Origin of the sequence: Sphingobacterium sp. UBA1498, from assembly GCF_002325125.1 — a bacterium.
Lineage (GTDB): Bacteria > Bacteroidota > Bacteroidia > Sphingobacteriales > Sphingobacteriaceae > Sphingobacterium.
In genome coordinates, this window is sequence record NZ_DCRG01000025.1 from 63,920 (window position 1) to 80,120 (window position 16,201).

The following is a 16,201-nucleotide window of genomic DNA, read 5'->3' on the forward strand; positions in this document are numbered from 1 at the left end:
TCACAATTATAAAATAAACTATATTTGCACATTAATTTATATTTGATCTAAATAAATTACCATGAAGAATAGAACACGCTATTTGATGTTCAATTGTGGAATCTTTTTGCTTTTAAGTGCTAAGCTAAATGCACAAGAAATATCCCTTGTTGTAAAAGACCGAGAAAATAAACCATTAAGGCAAGCGAATATCAAAGTTGATGGAAAGAGCGTAGGATATTCCAATCAATTCGGGCAATTCAATTTTGCAAAAAAAAGTTTAAGCAATACTATTCAATTACGAGTATCCTATACAGGCTTCTCTCCGGTTGAAAAAATGGTGAATTTAGATACCGTTCAACAACCCTTAATCATTCAGCTTAATTCTACCCAAATTTTAGATGAGATCATTGTAACAGCAGGACGTAAAGCGGAAAGCATCTCCACTGTACCTTCTTCAGTTTCTATCTTAACGACAAAGGAGATTGAAGCCCAAAGCCAAATCAGCACTAATCTTTCCACTATTTTGGGTAACACCATTCCTGGGCTTGGAACTGCGACAAACAAAGCAACCAATTCCGGCCAGACCCTCCGTGGACGATCTGTATTGGTTTTGATTGATGGAATTCCACAATCCACCCCCTTGATGAATGGACAACGTGATCTCCGCACCATTGACGCAAGCGTCATTGAGCGAGTTGAAGTCATCAAAGGTGCTACTTCCATCTATGGAAATGGATCCGCAGGAGGCATTATCAATTACATTACGCGCACCCCGTCAAAAGATGCTGCACCGATTCAGGGAATGACTAGTCTGCGAACAACATTTAATCCCGTAAACAGCGCGGGTACCATGGGATATCGCATAGGCCAAACATTATATGGTCAAAAAAACAAATGGAATTATACTGTAAGCGGTTCGGCCGATTACGTTGGACTGCAACGCGACGGCGACGGTGTCCCCCTTGGTCAGACTGACGGTCTTTCGAACACCTATCAATACAACGCATTCTTAAAGGCTGGTTACCGCATCGATAGTAGTTCTAATATAACGGCAGTGTACAACTTCTACAGAAGCAATCAACACAACAGATACATCAGCCAGGCAGGTATATATGGACAGACTCCTACGATAGGAGTAAAAGGCGAAGATCCAGGTAAACCGGCTGGAACTCCCTACAACCACAATGCCATGCTGACCTACAACAAAAACAATCTCTTTGCCTCCACATCTTTAACGGCGTCAGCGTACTACAATACGTTTCGCTCAATGAATCGTTATGTCGAGAAAGCTTCTGCATGGTATGGTCCGGGACAAACACAAATCAATTCGGAGAAAAAAGGATTACGCGTTAATCTCAACACGCCATTTCAGCTATTGGGATCCAATGCGGACATTACCTATGGTATAGACTTATTAAATGATGTGACAGATCAGAATCTGACTGATGGAAGGGTTTATATCCCCTATATGAATATGTTAAACATTGCTCCATACGCCCAAATTAAGATTGATTTCCTAGAAAATTTAATCTTTAAAGGCGGTGTACGCTATGAAAATGCAACCGTAAAAATCAAGGACTTCAATACCATTGCTACAGGACCCAATAACGAGGGAAGTATTGCTGTAAAGGGTGGAAAGATCCCTTACAAAGGAGCAACCTTCAATGCAGGCTTACGTTATAACAAATATGCAATTTTTAACCCCTTCATTAGTTTCTCACAGGGTTTCGCGATTAACGAACTGGGTCGTATCGTCCGCAGAGCAACAGATAATGACCTAGACAGCCTAAAAACTGATCCAATCATTACCAACAATTATGAAATAGGATTTTCAAGTAATTATAGTATTTTCCAACTATCCGCTGCCTACTACTACAGTACATCCAAAATGGGAGTCGAACTCGTTGATATCGGTGGTTACCTGATGCCCCAACGTCTGCCAGAGGATGTATATGGATATGAAGTTGCATTAAGCGCTAACATTTCACAGCAATTGACCATTGGTGGAACTTATGCCTATGTAGAAGGGAAATCCAAAAAGGACGACGGAACAAAGTCCTACCTCAATGGCTCACGTATTTCTCCCAAAAAAGCAACGGGATATATTTACTACACGCCAATCCAACCCCTTACCTTTCAGCTTTTTTGGGTACATACAGGGTCACGGGACAGATTCCTTCCCAACGAAAAAGGAATATACAAAAACAGCGAGGGACCGGTCAAATCTGTTGATGTATTTAATTTAAATAGTAACTACCATATCAATAAACAATGGTCTATTGGTATGGGAATAGAGAACTTATTTAATAAAAATTATTATCCTGTCGTTAGTCAATACCGTGCCCTAAATGAAGAGTATGTAAAAGGACAAGGGATGTTGGCCTCGTTTAACATCAACTATAAATTTTGATATGTTTAAAACTGTCACCCTTTGGTTGCATAAATGGCTCGGAATCATTACCGGTGTTGTCGTCACCATCCTAAGCCTGACAGGCTGTATATACACCTTTCAGGATGAGCTCAAACTAGTGGCTTATCCCGAAAAATATTTTATCTCCGACACCACTGGCCATCCAACCATTCCACTTCCTTTAAGCACGCTTATTCACTATGCACAGAAAAGCCTTCCAAAGGATGAGAAAATTACGCGAATTGACCTTTATCCAACCAAGAACCGCACTTGGGTGTTTCGTGCTGTAAAAACTGACGAAAACGCATTTGGTCACTGGAATTATTACAAATACTATAAACGCGTATTCGTCAACCCATACAGCGGGCAAGTACAACACGTTGAAAATTCAAAAACAGAATTCTTTCAGCTGACACTTCAGCTTCACCTTAACCTACTTTTGGGCAAGCGATTTGGCCATCCTATCGTCTCTTGGTCAACCGCCATCTTTATTATTATCCTACTTAGTGGCATCGTTCTTTGGTGGCCAAAAAAATGGAAAAGCAAGAATCTCAAGCGAAGTTTTTGGCTTGATACCAAAGTTAAATGGAAACGACTCAACCACGATCTGCACAATGTCATCGGTTTTTATAGCCTATTCATAGGATTGATTTTTGCCATAACTGGACTCGCCTTTGCTTTCCCCGGCTTTAAAAAGTCATACATCGCAACATTCAATGTATTGCACTCGACAACAGCATCTTCTGGGCGCATTTCACCTGTGCCATTACCTAAGGCAGAAAATCAGTTTCAGGACAATGCGTTGCGGTATGCACTGACAAATTATCCCACCGCTGAAATGATGTCTATACGATTGAAAAAAGATACGCAAACAGGAATGGATATTCAGGTACGCCATGATGAAAAACGAAGCGGGGTGTTTGATTGGCTCTATTTTGACAGAAGAGGCAATAATCTATACGAAATCAAGTCTAGCGAACAACTACACTACGGTGATAAGTTGGGCGCCCTTAATTATGATATCCACACAGGTAGCATAGGTAACATCTCAACAAAAATCATTGCATGCCTAGCTAGTCTCTGCTGTGCGTCCTTGCCCATTACCGGATATATCATCTGGATGAACAAAAGCAAAAAGAAGAAAAAGAAACGTTATCAACACAATGTTAATAAGTACTGTTAATAAATGTATTTTTCTTATAAACAGGTTTTCAACAACGTTATTAACATTATGTGGAAAAGTTAACCCAACATAGTTATCGGAATCAACAGCTCGTTTCGAATGAATATATCGGGTAGTAAGCTAAATTGATCCAAATCTCTATTATTGGTCAAGCCATCTTTGAAAATTTGGAGAGCGTTCTTCACTGACAATGACAACAATACTTTCAGGGGTTGGTGGTATTAATGCTAACTTGATCCGATTCCTGCTAATTTTTAACATGGACTGAATCGCATCGATCCGAACGAGAAATTTTCGATTGATCTGGAAAAAAACCATTGGGTCCACCTGGGTGACCAAATGGGTGATGGTATCTTCAATAATATATGCGATTCCCGATCCCTTTTCCACGGCATATAGCTCTTTGTCCTCCGCCATAAAATAAGCAATATCAGCAATAGCCAAGGACTTTAAAAAATTTCCGTACTTCACTAGAAACCGCTGTTTGAGTTGAGGTTCGATTTTGGGTAGTAATGGCTCAATACGATTCATTACCTGTTTCAGCTCATCAACGTCAAAAGGTTTTAACAAATAGGCATAACCTTTATTTTGATAAGCCTCCAAGGCATATTGTTCGTAAGCGGTCGTAAAAATAAGAGGAACATCAACAGCCACCTGCTTGAAAATCTCAAAGCTCAGTCCATCCATAAGGTGAATATCCATAAAAATCAGATCAAAATGCTGCTTATTGATCGCTACCACAGCCTCCTGAATCTCTTTTGCATTGGAAAAGGTAAATATAGTTTCGCCGTATAGCGAGTTCAGCATTTCCTTTAAACCAACGCAAGCCCAATCTTCATCTTCGACAATCAGTATTTTCCATCCCATGGGTTGAATGTAATAAAAAATCCATTTCCTTAAAAAGAAAATGGATTAATATATATAGGATTTAAAAAAAATCAATTATTTCAACAGATCGGGATTATTGTTGATGGCTTCCTGTGGATAACGAATGACATAACGAGGATCATTCTGCTGTAAGGTTACCGTTCTGCCGAAGCTACTATGGGTGATCGTCGGTCTGGTCGTCCGTTTTAGATCATACCAGCGTAATCCTTCAAGTGCCAGTTCGCGCTTGCGCTCCAACATGACCGCATCTAGCAATTGCTCCTTTGATAAACTAGCGTCAGCTTTAGATTCTGTGGCATATGCATCTGTGCTGAATCTGTTTTTCTTTAATGCCGAAAGATACTTCAATGCTTCTGCGGTATTTCCCAGACGAACGTAACATTCGGCCATAGTCAAATAAAGATCAGCATTTCTAAAACTCACATTGAAACGATTTTCACCGCCTTTGAGAGATACATAATTACTGCCACTTTTTTGGAAATAACGGCCTTTTCTCAAATCACCATCTGAGTATGCCGATAACAAAGAAGGCGAGATAAACGAGCTTGAGCGAACTTCAGGAACGGACACCTTTTCCAGAGCCATAATCATCTCTGCTGATTCAAAATCGTTCGGAAGTTGACTTCCAGCAACATTCAGATCAACCAGTTTGTCATTTATAGCCGAAGCTTTTTTAGCAGCATCAATCGCTTCCTGCCACTCTCCGCGATACAAATGAACACGTGAGGCCATCGCATACGCAGCGCGTTTACTAAAGCGATAATTAGCGCCTTTTGCCTGATCATCGACAGTCAGTAAAGCTGTTCCTTTTTCCATATCCGTCAGGATCTGCGCATAAGACTCACCAATGGTCGCGGGAACAAAACGTTGTTCCAGGTCAATCTTTGTCGATAAAGGAACACCCCGAAGCCCTGCATTACCCGCTGAATAGACCTCACTGTAAAGATTTAACAACTCAAAATGAGCATATGCACGCATCAGGTAGGCCTCACCTTTAATCTGATCTACCGTGGCATTACTTCCTAATTTTTCATCGATGGTGCTGATAATTTGATTGGTATAAAAAATACTGTTGTAAAATGCCAAATAGGGATAAGCGATTGTTGTTGCGTCAGGATTTTGGTCGTTCCAAAGATAGATATCTTTGGTTCTAGCGGCATCGGTTGAACTTTCATCCAACAATAGTTCATCCGTACGCAAGGACAAATAAGACTTATGTGTTGGAAACCCCACATAGCTACTTGTCATTAATCCCCTAAAATCACTTTCCGAAGCAGGGATGACTGTTCCAACCGGTTGTATATCTAAATATTTATTGCAGGATGTCAATGCACTTGCTGTCATGATCATTCCAAAATAAATTATCTTTTTCATGTTAAAAATCAATTAAGAGAATTAAAAACTTGCAGAAAGACCAAAAGCAAAAGATTTACTTATTGGTTGTGCATAATAGTTGCCGTAGGTCTCTGGATCAAAATACCCATCGTAATTTGCGCCGAAAACAAAGAGATTACGCCCTTCTACATTCACACGCAAATTGCTCGCACCAATTTTTTTACTTACTGCAGCCGGTAAAGTATACCCTAATCGAATACTATTGATGCGGACATAGCTCATCTTTTTTGCCCAGATATCATACTGCTTGAAAGAGTTGATCGGATCGTTGCTTTCCATCCAAGCATAGGCCATCCAACGATCATTGAATTCGGAACTTATGCTTCCCAAAGCAGGCATATTACCACCTTCTTGCAATGCCTTAAAAAGATCTGTTGTATAATTCTGCCCACGGTCTACCAAAGCCGGATTATAAGTCGGGGTACGGCTTACCCAACGCTCCAAATTAAACACTGCAGAAATCGCAAGGTCAAAGTTACCATAACGGAAACGGTTAGTCATTCCACCGATAAACTTCGGATCTTTACTACCCTTGTATTTAAATTTAGAACGGTATTCTGCAGCAGTCATATCGGTTTGCGAAGTATAGCCCGGTAAGAATTCTGCCCATGGATCGTATAAACCATAAAACTCTTCAAAACTTGAAACGGACCCATCCTGATTTCTAAATTGCATTACGCCATCTTTATCCAAACCTGCAGTTTCCAATACATATAAACCATTTATGGGACGTCCCTCCTGTGCCTCCGGCGCATACGCTTTAGGATCATTCATGACCTTTAATAATTTATTGTCATTATGTGCGATATTGAAATCCGTTGACCAAGAAAACTTATCTGTCTGAATCTGACGGCTTGAAATCGTCAACTCAATACCTTGATTTCGTGCTGACGCCCAGTTAACCTGAACATTCTGAAAACCATTTTCCAAAGGTAATGCGCTGAAACCAATCAGGTCAGTACTTTTTCTGTTATAATAGTCAACAGTAATGTTTAATCGATTTTTCCATAAGCCCAAATCAATTCCGGCATTATAAGACTGTGTCCGTTCCCAACGAAGTTTGTCATTGGCAGGCATATCAACAACCACAGTTCCCTCGGTGTTACCCGGAAGAAGCGTGGTATTACCATAGTTACCGACGATAAAAGGATAGGTATTGCGGTCTACATTTCCCTGGATACCATATGAAGCCCGTACCCGCAAATCGGACAAGGCCGTTTTTCCTTTAATAAACTCTTCTTCTAGCACATTCCACGATCCCGAAAGCGACCAAATTGGTAAAAACCGATATTTTGGATCCACACCAAACATGTTTGAACCATCGTAACGAATGCTACCATTGACGTTGTACTTACGGTCAAAGGTATAAGTTGCATTCCCATAAAATGACGCATATGAGTTCTCAATAAATCCCTTTTTGTACTGAAGAAATCTTGAATCTGTTTGATAGTTACTATTTGGAAAAACAATGCTCTGGGTAGTCAAAGTCGCCGGATTGTAGCCAAATCCTTTGGTTGACACCACTTTATTTGTAGTACGTCGCAGCTCTGTTCCTCCCATCAATTCCAGCTCATGGCGATCGTTCCAGCTTTTGTTGTACTTTAAGTAAGTTTTCCAGTTATATTGAAAAATACTATTATAGTCATTTTCGATCTTACCTCCAGTAGGCAAGAAATACTTATAAGTTTTACTAGCAGCATCGTAATACCGTGTAGCAGCACGTAACTTGCGCGTATTATAACTCTCTTGATCGGCAAATTTTTCTGTGCTGTTTTCATCAAACTGCAAGCCAAATTCGGAGCGTAATGACAATTGTGGAATAATCGTATATTCCAAGTAACCAATCGCTTTCAGTGCCTTATTCGTTAAAGTATATTTGGTATTTTCCCTTTCTTCTATAGCATTGAAAGGAATATAGGTATCTTTTTCATAGCCCTCAATATCCGGATCATAGTTGAATCTACCAGATTGATCATAAACAGAAAGATATGGGTTAACCGAACGCACATAATAAACTGGGTTCGTAAAAGCATCTTGATCCTGAATCGGATTTTGTCTATTCGAAATCGATCCTAATACATTAATACCCGCCTTAAATCGATCGTTGATTGTAAAGTCGTTGTTTAAGGTAAGGGAATAACGACGAAGATCAGCTCCTTTAGTTGCTCCCTTTTCATCATAAAAACCACTGGACAAATAATAGCGATGTCCGTCATTACCACCCGAAATAGATGCAGAATACTGCTGATTCAGCGCCTGACGGTACAATTCTTTTCCCCAGTCCGTTTGTTGTGCACGCAATTGATTGATCGACTGCTGCACTTCTGGTAACAAAGCGGCCAGACCACCCGAACGATAAGCATCCAATGCATCTGCTTTTTTTAGTATCCGCATAACAGCGCCCTTATCCGTACGATAATTTAAATCGGTGCGGTCGGCCATCAATAACTCAAAATCTACCTTCTCGTTAGCATCCATCAGATTGAGCTTACCGAAATCCGGACGTTGCGTCACAAAGGTATTGGCCGACACTTGCAGTTTTGCGGGCCCAGATTTACCTCTTTTTGTGGTAATCACAATGACTCCATTTGCCGCCCTCGCGCCATAGATGGAAGTCGCCGCTGCATCCTTTAATACCGTAATATCGGCGATATCGTCAGGATTGATACCCGCAATCGGAAGATTACTCAAGCTATTCAAATTGTCTTTGTCAATTCGTTTGGGCAATTCAGCTCCTTCAATCGGCATGCCATCGATGACCCATAATGGGTCTTGTGTGCCATTGAGTGATACCGTACCCCGGATACGGATCTGTGGGGCACTGTTTGGTCCACCATTAAAATTACTCAGCTGCAAACCTGCGACCTGACCAGCCAACATTTCGTCGATCGATGCAACTCCCGTCTGTTTGATATCAGCAACGTTGATTTTATTGTAGGCAGTCGTATTTTTACGTTTTTTGATATCGGTATAACCCGTTACAATCACCTCATCCAAAGATTCGCCGCTAGGCTGTAACAAAATGGTTTTATGATCCTGAAATACCGGTACCTGAATTCGCTGGTATCCGACATAGCTAATCGTTACATATTTTAAATTATTAGGCACTTTCAGTCGAAATTCACCTGCCGCATCGGTCAACGACCCCAATGCCGACTGCTGTACCTGATTGGGTACACCGATGTCCTCTGCTACTGCCGAACTTTCAACGACAACCGTCGCCCCCACGACCGGTTTTAACGTGACCGCATCCAGTACCTTTCCTTTCAGTTCCCTGGATTCCTGCGCATGCGCAACGTGCACACACATGAAGGTCAACGGTATTAAAAACTTATTCATTTTGGTAGATGTTAATATATTAGTTTAATTCTAAGGTATTTGCAATACGTAGTAAAAGATCCATGTAATGCGATTTTGTAATGGCATCACCAGTCCGCTGCTTTTGTTTCAGCAACTGGTAGATCTCATATAATTCAGCGCGCTTGTAGGTCAGCATATCGGACGTGCGCATCATACCGGTGACATGGACATTCCGAAGTTCAACTTGCGAAGAGGATGCATGTTGTGGATGCAAACATAGAGCAGGTCGTGTCGCTTCAACCAACTGCTCAATGCCTGCCAGTTTCTTCGCGTTTAACTTCTCCATGGATTTGTTTGTAGAGACCATCAGCACATCCACATAGTTTTGTTGAAGCATCCGTGTTTTAAGATCCAACGCTTGTCCACTGATGGTTTTTGCAAAAATTGTCTGACGTACAGAAGTCAGAAACTCAGGTGCACTCCATGCTTTTTGACTTCCAAAAAGATTTTCCATCTCAACCATACGCAGTAGACGCTCATCGTTCACAAGTTTATACAACATAGCGTATTGAAATTCACGTTGTAAGTTATAAGGAGCGTACTCAAATGGTCCAATCGGCGAATCTCTCAACGGAAAAGTTTTTGCCATCAGCGCCGGCACGAACAACCACTCGGGCATGTAAAAGACATTTTTCTTGAGGTATTCCAAAGCACGCACCTGTTTTTCTTTCGGCACTGGACTATATGCATCTTTTTGATCGCCCAAAACGGCATTTTCTAGATAGATACCCCCGATGTTATTTAAGACATGGTCCGCATACGCGTACCATTGACCGACAACCCCCATATATAATTTACCAGCACGGTAGTAATCATCGCCTATCTTAGTGGTCCAATTGATTATATTTGGCATCATACGACGCAGATTCAGCATACCATATTCACCAGCTTTCATGGCGTCATCACCAAGATCTTCCGATTGAGCCCGCGGATCAACGATATTTTTGGAATCCTGTTGCTCACCATAATGATAGATCGGATCGTGTACATGGCTATCAATTTCCTTTCTCAACAAAGGTATTTCATCCCAAGGCTGTGTTTTACCGTACCAGCGGTAGGCCCAGCCAATCGCATACTTGTCGTATGCGCCGATCACCGGGGTAATCTGTTCTACACCATCCTCAGGTTGCGCTACATAATTGAAACGCGCATAATCCATGATAGAAGGTGCTGTTCCCCCCATTTTTGCGGTAAAGCTTTTACTACGTAATGAGTCTACGGGGAAACTTGCCGATGCCCCCATATTATGCATAAGCCCCAAAGTATGGCCAATTTCATGGGATGATACAAAACGAATGGCATGTGCCATTTTCTGATCGGAAAAAACATTAGCACGTACTGATGTATCGACGATGCCTGTCTGTATACGCATCCAGCTGTTCAGAATAGTCATAACGTTATGCCACCAGATCACATCAGCTTCCAATATCTCCCCCGAGCGTGGGTCAACGACGGACGGCCCCATCGCATTTGCCTGTGCAGATGCTGCATAAACGATAGAAGAAACGTTAGCGTCGTCCGGATCAAATTTGACACTGTCGGGCTGTTGTTTGGCCAGAATTGCATTTTTGAAACCAGCAGCTTCAAATGCGACCTGCCAATCGTGTACGCCATCAATGATTGCCTGACGCCATTGTTTTGGTGTCGCCGAATCCAAATAAAAAACAATCGGCTTCTTTGGTTCTACAAGCTCCCCCTTCAAATAGCGCTCTTTGTCTTCATCGTTCGGTTCCAATCGCCAGCGATTGACCAGATTTTTCTTATCCAGTTCTTGTTGTTTATCGTTAAAATACCAACGTGGTGAAGTGAAGAATCCAACTCTTGGATCGGCAAATCGCGCAACCATAGGTGTTTCTGGAAGCTCATACAGATTGCTCGTTATCTCTAGAGAAACTGGCACCGATTCATTCCCTTCGGTCACCTTGGTGGACAATACCGATTTCACAACGATATTATTTGAATATGATTTGATATCTTCGATCGTAGAAATACTGGTCTTAGGCGAAGTACCCAAGCCCAAAGAGGTAAACACATCCGTAAAGCTCTTTTCTGAACCATCAAAAACCTTGTTTACTTTTATTACTACAGCACTGGAGTCTTTGGAGTAGCTCTCGACTTTAAAGGATTCGATATAAGAAGGACGGTAATTATCATAAACTGAAGCCGCAATCGCATCACCCTTGGGTACTTCGACCTGTGGTTTAATCTCCGAAACCCACACTTCTTTTTTCTCCTTACGATGGGTAAAACGAATGACCTTATTTTCATAATTCATCCCTTTATTTACGCCGGCCTCATTCAGCGCCAATGGAACAGAAGATAACTTCTGAATCAATAGAATATCTTGGCCCATCTTTTTCAATGGAATCTCAAAGTAGTAGTTATTTTCCTTACGGATTACCGTAAACATCCCACTGTCCACATGTGCATCTTTCAACAATTTGTCGTATGCCGCTGTAGAGTCTTTTCTGTCAGTCGAATCCTTGGCAGCAATAACCGTCTCTTTTTTTCTTAAACCAACTGTTTGCAATATGGCACAAGATTGCATTAGACCTGTTGAAAATAAAAGACCTATGGCTAGCTTTGTATAAGTGTTTTTCATCAAATAATTATTTTTAAGCTCGCTTTCAAAGGCATAAATGAGCTCGTGGCACGCTATTTGTTTTTCACTGGTGAATGTAATATCAACCGAATATCCATTGTTTAACCAAAGCTTGTATCAGCTGAGGATAAGTTATAGCAGAAAGTAATTGCATCTATTCCATGAAGTCAATCCTAAATTGCACGCTATAAAGGCCTTGACATTTTATCGGATAAGATTAGGCTGATCACAAACTAAAACCACTGGATTAAGATCCAAATTTGTTAAAAATATTGTAGAGAATAATACATAAAGGGACGAACACGTAGTTTAGCGGTATGAACACGCACGATAAAAACATGAACACGTTAGACACCTTCAATTTCATTACGCATATAAGGTATTATGCGAGTGGTAATCGTACAATAAATTGACCCCCCTCTATTCCGAACTGAAAACCAGACATTGTATAATAAGTATAGATCGATGATAAATAATTGAGACCGTACCCCTCTCCTTCCGGCTCTGCCCCCTGCCGAGGCTGCCAGTTGTTGCTAATCTCCAGCAAGTTGCTTTCCGGAATGTAGATTAACCGAATAGTAAGCGGATTCTCTTTAGAAATACGAGTATGCTTTATCGCATTCTCAATAAGCATTTGCAAACCCAAACGGGGAATCTTTTTTTCCAATAATTCATTTGAAATTTGAATGTCCATATCATTTAATGCCGCCCCAAAACGCACCTGCTGCAAGAAGAAATAAGCTTTACCCAATTCCAGTTCCTCTCGTAGCGTAGACCATTCCGCCTCGTCTGTACGCAGCATCTTCCGATATACTTTAGTCATCTTGCCAATAAAAGACTTGGCCAGTTCATCGTCTTTTCCGATTAAGTACTGAAGTGAACCAAATGTATTGAATAAAAAATGTGGATTGATCTGTTGTCTCAATTGCACAAGACGCATCTGCGTATATTCATTTTCCTGTTCCAAGGCCAGCAATTTCAATTGTTGAATTTTACGCCGCTCCACAACATTGAAGTAGATTAATGCCATAGCGACCAGCATCAGCCCCACACCGAGCAAGATACTATAAGTCAACAATTCCTGGATTTCCTCTTCGATGCTCAACAACAGAACATACACCTTAATTTCACCACCAACAAAAAGAATGTTAGAAGGATAAGAATTGACCATTACGTCCAGCTGAAGAAAATCAGACTGGACAATTTGACCTTGTTTTGAAAATGCTGCAGTATTTCTTCGTCCCCACCTCCTATTATCTGGAGAATACACACAGATACCGCGGTCGTCATAGATCTCAAAGTAAGCGCGCCTTCCAAAGTTGAGTTTTGAAAAATAAGCATTCAGCCGTTCAATATCCATGTAAATATGATACAGCCGATGATGTATTGTCCGGGTACGTAACAATGTTAGCATCCTGTTGCCCACATCTTCAACCTGACCTACAGGGATAATGACCAATAAGGAATCCCCACTTTCTTTTGGATCGAAAACGGGTTGTTCCAATATCTTTTTCTCAGAAAGGTACAGATCTTGCTGCAACAATTCTAGTTGTTTCTTGACAAGCAACATATTCTCATCAGCAAAATCAATCAATATTCTTTTCTTAAGACGATCAACTTTATGATGGATAATACCGAGCAGTCCTCCCCCTACCAGCAGCAGCAACAACAAACAGACAATCAGGATAATACTATTTTTCTGCTCGCCATTTTTTAATCGAAATTTCACGGCACAAAAATACATGAAAAATTTTAAAGCGTATGCAAACTACCTCACAAGAAAGACTTTAACAAAGCCATGTATCCATTAATGCCGATCGATTCCCACTGCTCTTTCAAAATACAGGCCGCAAAGAATTAAAAAAAAACGCTAATTACTTTTTGTAAATTTAGTCGACCAAAATAGGGTTTTAATTAAAACATGCATTAAAATAACAAAGAGAATTATTATCTTAATAGCGTAATTAATGATTTGACACCATGAGACATACACTAATCATTTCATTGGCAGTGCTATCGATCTGCTGTTGGTACAGTTTCAACAGTCCGAATGATCAGCGAAATCCTTTATATGGCAGGGTATTCAGAGAGATCAATGAGATTGCCGAATTAAAATCCTACAAGTATTCAACTGGTGCAATCGTCGAAACTGGCGAGCATCCGCAGGGAGACCACCGCTTTGCTGCCGGCTATTTTACAAATGCAAAAAATGGCATCTGTATTCTAGAGGAAGTGCTACCCGATGAAAAAGCAGGTAAAGGTAAAGTAAAATACATGATTTTGGACACCATCAATATTCAAAAACTTAAACCCGACCAACAACTTAGCTTATGTAACTGCAAACAAGGTGATAAACCAAATACAGAAATTATAGCCATTAGTCATGTTGATGAAGACAAAGAATATTTCAACACCATCATCACAGCATGGCGGATAGATACCCAAAACCAGAAAATTGTCCGTTTAAAAGATACAAAAGGGATCAGCTGTCTCAATGAAGGTTATGGGATATAAACACGAATGGCTATTTTAAATCAATCCATCAGCCTTTAGCTTGTCAAACACATGCAAAACACCAATAACCTGGACAGATTCCTCCAGGTATTCCTGGTGTGAAAAATAACGAACGGCCCCAATCTCATTACTGGGTTCTATCGGCTCTGTTAATGGATATAGAAAACAGTCCTGTTCCATGATAACCTCCGGTGCAAGCCCGTATGCCGAAGCTGTTATATGGCAATAATAGGAGATTTTATCCGGATCCAGATTAATATTTAGCTCCTCCAAAATCTCCCGACGGAGAGACTGCAAAGCTTCCTCTCCAGCATCAATTTTGCCGCCTGGCAGATACCACGCCTTTCTATTGTTGCTATATGCCAATAGTAATTTACCCTCTTTAATGCTCACTAAACCCGCTGTAGGCAAAGTTTTTTTTGTTTTCATGAATTTAAATATAAGCTAGTACTGATCGAAAAGATAAATTGAAATTAATTCTTTTACGACATTTATCAAAACACGACAGTCAATTTTAAGGATTCCCCCCTAAAATTCTTGAAAAATCAATCAATGCACCGTTAGTAGGATGATCTATCTTTGTGCACGAGCTTCCGCAGACTCTTCAGAAAAGTCTCTGCGTCATTCCGGGTGAAACACAACGGTGGTAACAAACGGAGCGTATAGCGTCCGGCATACCCCGTAAAAACCTTTTCAGAAAACAGCAGTTCTTCCCGTAGTCGTTTAATGTCGTTTTCAAATTCTACGCCAATCATCAGGCCTCGGCCTCTCACCTCACTCACGCCATCTATTGTCCTCAATTCTGTTAACAAAAATTCACCTACAGCAGCCGCATTGTCGATCAATTGTTCGTTATGGATAACATCCAATACTGCTAAAGCCGCCGCGCACACCACCTGACTGCCACCAAAAGTAGTCCCTAATTGTCCCATCACAGGCTTTATCTTTGGAGAAATAATCGTGGCTCCCATGGGAAGTCCATTTGCAATTCCTTTGGCAACAGTAATCAGATCGGCTTCTATCCCAGCATGCTGATGTGCAAAGAAAAGCCCTGTACGTCCATATCCACATTGAATTTCATCCAAAATAAGCAACGTACCCGTTGCTGTACAAATTGATCTCACTGCTTGCAAGAAATCAGGACTTGCCTGATGGATTCCTCCAACACCTTGAATAGGTTCAATAATTACAGCGCAGTATTCTTCTGTTTCCAATTGTTTTTTCAAACGGGAGATATCATTGAAGGGCGTGAAAACAAACTGTTCACTTTCATTTAATGGCGCACGGATAGATCGAATATCCGTTGCCGAAACTGCCGCTGAGGTCCTCCCATGGAACGCATTGGACATTGCTAAGACTTTCCTCCTCCCCGTATGGAATGAAGCCAACTTCAGTGCATTTTCGTTTGCCTCAGCACCAGAATTACTAAAAAAGACAGCATAGGTCGGATAACCACAAGCTAAGCCTAGGCGTTGAGCAAAACGGTCCTGCAAGTCATTCTTAACCGCATTTGAATAAAATCCAATCTTATTGATCTGTTGTAAAACCTGTGCGATAACATGGGGATGACTATGCCCAACAGAAATAACTGCATGCCCGCCATATAGATCCAAATAGGACTGCTGCTGGTCATCATACACAAAGCAACCTAAAGCGCGTTCGATTGCAATATCAACTTTCTCAAAAACTGGAAATGGTTTCATGAATCAATTCGTATTAATAAAACTCAAAAATCAGCTTAAATATACTTTAAGTACTAGTCCAAAAAGGTTATTTACTACTAGTCCAGCCGACGCGGACAACAAAGCAAATAACTCATCTTAAAAACAATAGCTTAGCGCTGATCTCGCGCGCGACATCCAGCATA

Annotated in this window: 10 protein-coding genes; 3 read left to right on the forward strand and 7 right to left on the reverse strand. The window is 40.9% G+C overall.

The features are described 5' to 3' along the window. Positions 1 to 61 precede the first annotated feature (61 nt). Together B3139_RS14900 and B3139_RS14905 are read left to right on the forward strand one after the other, a co-directional pair. Positions 62 to 2,392, forward strand: coding sequence for a TonB-dependent receptor (locus B3139_RS14900; protein WP_293884398.1), 2,331 nt, complete (start codon positions 62 to 64; stop codon positions 2,390 to 2,392). 1 nt (position 2,393) lies between these two features. After that, positions 2,394 to 3,575, forward strand: coding sequence for a PepSY-associated TM helix domain-containing protein (locus B3139_RS14905; RefSeq protein ID WP_293884399.1), 1,182 nt, complete (start codon positions 2,394 to 2,396; stop codon positions 3,573 to 3,575). A gap of 141 nt (positions 3,576 to 3,716) precedes the next feature. Here the strand turns inward: B3139_RS14905 and B3139_RS14910 are convergent, their stop codons facing one another. The 5 genes from B3139_RS14910 to B3139_RS14930 all read right to left on the reverse strand — a co-directional run bounded on the left by B3139_RS14910 (position 3,717) and on the right by B3139_RS14930 (position 13,549). Further along, positions 3,717 to 4,442, reverse strand: a complete 726-nt coding sequence (locus B3139_RS14910) for a LytR/AlgR family response regulator transcription factor (RefSeq protein WP_293884400.1) — start codon at positions 4,440 to 4,442, stop codon at positions 3,717 to 3,719. A 75-nt stretch (positions 4,443 to 4,517) separates the two neighbouring features. Continuing rightward, a complete protein-coding gene (locus B3139_RS14915; RefSeq protein WP_293884401.1) occupies positions 4,518 to 5,837 on the reverse strand; it encodes a RagB/SusD family nutrient uptake outer membrane protein in 1,320 nt (439 codons plus the stop codon). A gap of 21 nt (positions 5,838 to 5,858) precedes the next feature. After that, a complete protein-coding gene (locus tag B3139_RS14920) occupies positions 5,859 to 9,197 on the reverse strand; it encodes a SusC/RagA family TonB-linked outer membrane protein (RefSeq protein ID WP_293884402.1) in 3,339 nt (1,112 codons plus the stop codon). 19 nt (positions 9,198 to 9,216) lie between these two features. Further along, on the reverse strand, positions 9,217 to 11,820 hold the full coding sequence (locus B3139_RS14925; protein WP_293884403.1) for a zinc-dependent metalloprotease: 2,604 nt from the start codon (positions 11,818 to 11,820) through the stop codon (positions 9,217 to 9,219). A gap of 382 nt (positions 11,821 to 12,202) precedes the next feature. After that, on the reverse strand, positions 12,203 to 13,549 hold the full coding sequence (locus B3139_RS14930) for a sensor histidine kinase (RefSeq protein ID WP_293884404.1): 1,347 nt from the start codon (positions 13,547 to 13,549) through the stop codon (positions 12,203 to 12,205). 251 nt (positions 13,550 to 13,800) lie between these two features. On the opposite strand from B3139_RS14930, the gene B3139_RS14935 reads away from it, so the two are divergent. Beyond that, positions 13,801 to 14,334: a hypothetical protein gene (locus tag B3139_RS14935; protein ID WP_293884405.1), complete on the forward strand. Its 534-nt coding sequence runs from the start codon at positions 13,801 to 13,803 to the stop codon at positions 14,332 to 14,334. Between the two features lie 15 nt (positions 14,335 to 14,349). Here B3139_RS14935 and B3139_RS14940 read toward each other — a convergent pair whose 3' ends face one another. Next, on the reverse strand, positions 14,350 to 14,763 hold the full coding sequence (locus tag B3139_RS14940) for an NUDIX hydrolase (protein ID WP_293884406.1): 414 nt from the start codon (positions 14,761 to 14,763) through the stop codon (positions 14,350 to 14,352). A 131-nt stretch (positions 14,764 to 14,894) separates the two neighbouring features. Beyond that, a complete protein-coding gene (locus B3139_RS14945; protein ID WP_293884407.1) occupies positions 14,895 to 16,037 on the reverse strand; it encodes an aspartate aminotransferase family protein in 1,143 nt (380 codons plus the stop codon). Between the last annotated feature and the right edge of the window lie 164 nt (positions 16,038 to 16,201).

What these genes read in the sequence shown, in the direction of transcription:
- B3139_RS14900 (WP_293884398.1), top strand. Translation starts at nt 62, where the DNA reads ATGAAGAATAGAACACGCTATTTGATGTTCAATTGTGGAATCTTTTTG.
- B3139_RS14905 (WP_293884399.1), top strand. Translation starts at nt 2,394, where the DNA reads ATGTTTAAAACTGTCACCCTTTGGTTGCATAAATGGCTCGGAATCATT.
- B3139_RS14910 (WP_293884400.1), bottom strand. Translation starts at nt 4,442, where the DNA reads ATGGGATGGAAAATACTGATTGTCGAAGATGAAGATTGGGCTTGCGTT.
- B3139_RS14915 (WP_293884401.1), bottom strand. Translation starts at nt 5,837, where the DNA reads ATGAAAAAGATAATTTATTTTGGAATGATCATGACAGCAAGTGCATTG.
- B3139_RS14920 (WP_293884402.1), bottom strand. Translation starts at nt 9,197, where the DNA reads ATGAATAAGTTTTTAATACCGTTGACCTTCATGTGTGTGCACGTTGCG.
- B3139_RS14925 (WP_293884403.1), bottom strand. Translation starts at nt 11,820, where the DNA reads ATGAAAAACACTTATACAAAGCTAGCCATAGGTCTTTTATTTTCAACA.
- B3139_RS14935 (WP_293884405.1), top strand. Translation starts at nt 13,801, where the DNA reads ATGAGACATACACTAATCATTTCATTGGCAGTGCTATCGATCTGCTGT.
- B3139_RS14940 (WP_293884406.1), bottom strand. Translation starts at nt 14,763, where the DNA reads ATGAAAACAAAAAAAACTTTGCCTACAGCGGGTTTAGTGAGCATTAAA.
- B3139_RS14945 (WP_293884407.1), bottom strand. Translation starts at nt 16,037, where the DNA reads ATGAAACCATTTCCAGTTTTTGAGAAAGTTGATATTGCAATCGAACGC.